The sequence below is a fragment of the Roseomonas rosulenta genome, assembly GCF_016106005.1.
GTDB lineage: Bacteria > Pseudomonadota > Alphaproteobacteria > Acetobacterales > Acetobacteraceae > Neoroseomonas > Neoroseomonas rosulenta.
The window spans coordinates 1-4,829 of record NZ_JACADR010000310.1 but is presented as its reverse complement, the minus strand read 5'-3'; the positions used below and the strand labels follow the sequence as shown (position 1 = coordinate 4,829).

The window sequence follows — 4,829 nt, the reverse complement described above, 5'->3', positions numbered from 1 at the left end:
GCGTGGCCGCGAGCGAGGCCGCGCGCAGCCTGGGTGCGCTCGCGGTGCTGAACTACGACATCCACGCCGCACGCTTCGTGCAGAAGACGCATACCACCCTGCCATCCGCCTTCGCCTCGCCGCTGGTCGGGCCGATCGGCGCGGTGGCGGAGGGCCGACCGCGCATCCATGCGCGTGTGGCGCGCCTGCCGGTGCTGCCGGCGGATGCTGGCCCGCCCGCGCCCGTCGCGCTGGTCACCTGGGCCATGGGCGATGACGGGCGGGTGCTGCGCGCGCTGCCGGAGCTCGGCTATGCGGGCGCGGTGATCGCAGGCATGGGCGCGGGGCATGTGCCGGCCGCGGCGGCGGAGGCGGTGGGCGCGCTGGCCGCGCGCATCCCGGTGGTGCTGGCCTCGCGCTCGGCCGCGGGGCCGGTCTTCACCGGCACCTATGGCTATCCCGGCGGGGAGATCGACCTGATCGCGCGCGGCGTCATCCCGGCGGGGATGCTCTCGGCGCTGAAGGCCAGGCTCCTGCTGGGCCTTGCCTTGCGCGGCGGCGGCGGGCGGGACGCGGCGGCGCGCGCCTTCGCCCCCTACGCATGAGGGCGCTGCGCTTCGCCGCGGCGCTGGGCTGCCTGGCCCTGCCCGCGCTCGCCGAGGAACGCGTCGAGGGCGGGCAGTACGGCACCCTCACCCTCACCTACGAGAACGACCTGCTGGCCGGCACGGACCGCTACTACACCAGCGGCTTCCAGGTGGCGTGGCGCTCGCCGACCTTCGTGCCGCCATCCTGGCTGGGCTTCCTGACCGACGGGCCGGGCATCATCTTCCCCACCGGCGGCACGCCGCGCTGGGGGCTGTCCTTCGGGCAGAACATCTTCACGCCGGCGGATACGCAGGCGCGCAACCCCGATCCGCTCGACCGGCCCTATGCGGGCTGGCTCTACGGGTCGATCGGGCTGGTCTCCTACACCGCGCGCGAATACGGCAGCCTCGAGCTGCAGCTCGGCATCGTCGGGCCGGGCGCGCTCGGCGAGCAGACGCAGAACGGCGTGCATGATGCGCTCAACATCGACCGTGCGCTTGGCTGGGCTTACCAGATCAAGGACGAGCCTGGCGTCAACCTGATCGGCACCCGGCAGTGGCGCTTCAACAGCGATCCGGTCTGGGACGACGTGGCGGTGGGCATCGTACCGAGCATCACCGCGAGCCTGGGCAACGTACAGACCTACGCCTCCGCGGGGGTCATGCTGCGCGTGGGCAACGAGCTCGACGCGGATTTCGGCCCGCCGCGCATGCGGCCCTCCATCTCGGGGTCGAATTTCTACCAGCCGGACGGGCGCTGGGGCTGGTACGCCTTCGTCGGCGTGGATGGCCGCGCGGTGGCGCGCGACATCTTCCTCGACGGCAACACCTGGCGCGAGAGCCGCAGCGTGGACCGCGAGGTCTTCGTCGGCGACGCGAATGGCGGCTTCGCGGTGATCATGCCCTTCGCGCGGCTGACGGTGAGCTACACGGCGCGGTCGCGCGAATTCACCACGCAGCGCAACACGGCGCAGTTCGGGTCGATCAGCCTGTCGTTCAGGTTCTGAGGGCGCGTGGCGCGGGCCCGCGCGCGCTGGCGGCGCGTGTGATCCGTCGCGCTGCGCGCGCAGGGATGTGCCACGATGTCCGCGCGCGGGATCTCGGCGCGCTGTCCGCGCGCAGGGTTTCGGCGCGCTCTCCGCGCGACGACCTCAGCGCGCCGCCAGCGCGACCCCCAGCGCCAACGTCAGCACCAGCAGCGCAAGCCCCGCGGCGGGCCAGGCGCGCAGCGCGGATTCGGCACGCGCCAGCGCATCACCGCAGCGCGCCGTGACACCGCGCAGGTGCCGCGCGAGCACGATGATGTCCCCCTGCGGCGGTTCCGGAACCCGCGCCCCCCAGCGCGCCAACGGCAGCACCAGCGCCGCGCCGACCAGCACGGGCAGCATCGCCTTCAGCAGCGCGTCCGGCGCCAGCACGGACGGGAGCGCACCGGGGAAAAGCACCCAGGGCAACAGCACCGAGGCCGCGGCCAGCGCCAGCCAGGGCAGCAGCAGCGCGAGCGCAGGCCGCGCGGCGCCATCGGCCGCGAAGGACAGCCGCCGCACGAAATGCAGCATCAGGAGCGTCGAGCCCGCCGCGGAGGCCGCCGCCAGAAGCCCCACGACGCCGGCGCCGAGTTCGCCCTTCACCGCCTCCTTCGCCAGCCAGCCGCCGGTCAGCGGCAGCCCGCCGAAGCCCAGCGCCAGCACCACCGCCGGCACGAGCACGGCGAAGCGCGCAGCACCACCGCTCGCCGCCGCTACCCCCACCGCGAGGAACAGCGCGCCCTTCGCCAGCACGTGGTGCAGCGCGTAGAACGCCACCGCCACCGGCGTCGCCGCCATGCCGGCCGCGATCCCCATGCCGAAGGCGGCCGCCACCACGCCCATCTGCGACACCGAGGAATAGGCCAGCACTGCCTTCGGATTGCGCTGCGCAATGCCGAGCGCCACGCCCCAGAAGGCGGTGACGAAGCCGATCACCACCAGCGCCTCGCCCCAGCCCGCCGGCGTCGCGCCGACCGGCAGGAAGCGCAGCAGGCCGATCACGCCGGCCTTGATGATGGCCCCGCTCAGCACCGCCGAGGCCGGCATCGGCGCGGCCGGATGCGCGATGGGCAACCAGACATGCAGCGGCACCAGCCCCGCCTTCAGCCCGAAGCCCGTCACCAGCAGCGCGATGGTCACATCGCGCAGCGGGGATGCGCCGATCGCGCGCAGCACATCGGCGATGGCGAGGCTCTCGCCGGGCGAGGAGGCCGCCAGCAGCGCGAAACCGGCGAGCAGCGCCGCCTCACCCAGCACCGCCAGCAGCACGTACAGCGCGCCGGCGCGCAGCGCCTGTGCGGTGCGGTCGTGGATCACGAGGCCCCAGGCCGGCAGGCTCGCCAGCGTGAAGGCCAGGTAGAAGCCGACCAGGTCCGCTGCGACGAAGACGCCCATGCTGCCCGACAGCGTCGCCAGCCACCACGCGGCGAAACGCGTGAAGCCCGGCCCTGCGAGATAGGCCCGCGCATAGACGCCCGCTGCGCACCACAGCAGCGATGCCGCGCCAAGCAGCAGCGCCCCCGGCGCATCGAGCGCGAGACCGAGCCGCAGCCGCGCATCCACCACCAGCGCGGCATCCGGCGTGGCGAACACCGCGCAGGCCAGGCCGGGCAAAGGCGCAGCCCAGATCAGCGTGGCGGCGCGGTCGCGAAGCCCGGGCCAAGCCATCGCTCCCAGCAGCAGCAGCGGCACCAGTGGCGCGGCGAGCAGCAGCAACGCGGTCATGGCGCGAGGTCCAGCCGCCCGACCTGCACCAGGCCGAAGGCCGCCAGCGGCAGCACACCCAACACAACCGATACCACGGCCAGCGCCAGCACGATCATCTCTCGCCTGTCAGGCCGGCGCAGCGCGGCGGCGGTGCCGTCGCCGGTCAGCGCCCCCGCCATCACGCGGTACACATAGCCGCCGGTCAGCAGCCCGCCGCCCAGGATGACCAGCGCCCACCACCATTGCCCGGCCTCGATCGCCGAGGTCAGCAGCAGCCACTTCGCCGCGAAGCCGCCCGAGGGCGGCACGCCCATCAGCGACAGTCCCGCCAGGCCGAAGGCCAGCACCGGCACGGGCAGCGCGCGCGCCACGCCCGCGAGCCCATCGATCCGGTCCTGCCCGATCCGCGCAGCGATCAGCCCTGCGGCGAGGAACATCGCCGCCTTGGCGAAGGCGTGGCTGACCGCCTGCAGCACGCCGCCGGTCCAGGCCTTGGCGGCATAGGCCTCGTGGCCGGGTGCTGCGACCAGCAGCGGGAACATCAGGAACAGGTAGCCGATCTGCGCCACGGTGGAATACGCCACCAGCAGCTTCAGCCTCTCCTGCCGCAGCGCCGCGACCGAGCCCAGCAGGATCGCTGCCGCGCCCAGCGCGCCCAGCAGCTGCGCCGCGATTGGTGCCGCGAGCCCCGGCATGACGCCGAACCACAGCCGCACCAGGATGACGAAAGACCCCTTCACCACCAGGGCCGAAAGGATCGCGCTCGCCGCCGGCGGCGCTCCCGCATGGGCGGGCGGCAGCCACAAATGCAGCGGCAGCAGCGCGGTCTTGGCGAGCAGCCCGGCGGTCATCAGCGCGACGGCGACATAGGTGGGCGGCTCGGCCCGTGCCCGACCGGCCAGCAGCACGACGTCGAGCGTGCCATAGGCGCCATAGAGGAAGGCGATGCCGAGCAGGTACAACACCGAACCCAGCAGCGCGAACATCAGGTAGCGCAGCGCCGCCTCGAGCGTCGCGCGGCTGCCCGACAGGCACACCATCGGCATGGCGGCGAAGGTGAGCAGTTCCAGCGCGACATAGAGCGTGAACAGGTCGGTCGCGACCACCGCGAGGTTGATCGCGCCCCACAGCGCCAGCAGCAAGGGCCAGAGGGCGAAGGCGGTGCGCGTCTCGGGCGCGCCGGGTTCGCTGCCGAAATCGGCTCGCGCGAACAGCGCGACGGCGGTGACCACCAGGGCTGCGGTCAGCAGCATCGCGGCCGCCAGGCCATCGGCCCGGAAGGCGAGGCCGAGCGGCGGCGCCCAGTGGCCCAGCAGATGCATGACCGGCGCGCCGGACGCCTGCACCGCCGCCGCCGTGCCCGCGGCGAGCAGAACCCCGACCGGCAGCAGCGCGAGCGTCAGGCGTTCGGCCCCGCGCGCGCCGAGCGGCAGCGCCAGCACCATGCCCAGAACCGGCAGCACCACCGCGAGCATGGGCAGCGCGCCCCAGGCGGTCACGGCGCGCCCGTCGCGTCGGGGCGCGCGGC

Annotated in this window: 4 protein-coding genes; 2 read left to right on the top strand and 2 right to left on the bottom strand. The window is 73.8% G+C overall.

From position 1 onward, the window contains the following. Both HW578_RS22890 and HW578_RS22885 read left to right on the top strand, forming a co-directional pair. Positions 1 to 584, top strand: a 584-nt coding sequence (locus HW578_RS22890; protein ID WP_198373024.1) for an asparaginase domain-containing protein, incomplete at its 5' end; no start/stop codon positions are given. Continuing rightward, positions 581 to 1,573, top strand: coding sequence for a lipid A deacylase LpxR family protein (locus HW578_RS22885; RefSeq protein WP_198373023.1), 993 nt, complete (start codon positions 581 to 583; stop codon positions 1,571 to 1,573). The genes HW578_RS22890 and HW578_RS22885, both read left to right, overlap by 4 nt. Before the next feature lie 144 nt (positions 1,574 to 1,717). Here the strand turns inward: HW578_RS22885 and HW578_RS22880 are convergent, their stop codons facing one another. Continuing rightward, complete coding sequence (locus HW578_RS22880) at positions 1,718 to 3,319, bottom strand: complex I subunit 5 family protein (RefSeq protein ID WP_198373022.1); 1,602 nt, start codon at positions 3,317 to 3,319, stop codon at positions 1,718 to 1,720. Continuing rightward, on the bottom strand, positions 3,316 to 4,829 hold a 1,514-nt coding region (locus HW578_RS22875), incomplete at its 5' end, for a complex I subunit 5 family protein (RefSeq protein WP_369407959.1). The genes HW578_RS22880 and HW578_RS22875, both read right to left, overlap by 4 nt.

What these genes read in the sequence shown, in the direction of transcription:
- HW578_RS22880 (WP_198373022.1), bottom strand. Translation starts at nt 3,319, where the DNA reads ATGACCGCGTTGCTGCTGCTCGCCGCGCCACTGGTGCCGCTGCTGCTG.
- HW578_RS22885 (WP_198373023.1), top strand. Translation starts at nt 581, where the DNA reads ATGAGGGCGCTGCGCTTCGCCGCGGCGCTGGGCTGCCTGGCCCTGCCC.